Annotated in this window: 1 protein-coding gene; it reads left to right on the top strand. The window is 43.9% G+C overall.

The window, feature by feature from the left end; all coding sequences use genetic code 11:
- Positions 1-42: 42 nt before the first annotated feature.
- A partial coding sequence (locus Q4528_RS15975; RefSeq protein ID WP_303522740.1) for a hypothetical protein occupies positions 43-237 on the top strand: 195 nt, incomplete at its 3' end.

The raw sequence follows: 237 nt of genomic DNA, 5'->3' as shown, positions 1-237 counted from the left end.
GATTACAACGGTGATTTTCGAAGCGATTTACTGGGGGTAAGCATGAACTTGCCCGCACCAATGAAAAAAGCGTCAACCCTTAGCTGGCCTACTGCGCTTAGCGTTAACGGCGATCACCTTACTAGTAAATTTCAATTAGAGTCTAATCAGTTGGTCTCCGCTACGGCTAAAGTAGAATTTGCTGACGACCAAAAGAAGCTGAAATACGCACTGCTTAATTTAGGTGCTGATAACAAC

Origin of the sequence: Staphylococcus pasteuri, assembly GCF_030547725.1 — a bacterium.
GTDB lineage: Bacteria > Bacillota > Bacilli > Staphylococcales > Staphylococcaceae > Staphylococcus > Staphylococcus pasteuri.
This window is presented reverse-complemented; position numbering and strand designations above follow the sequence as displayed.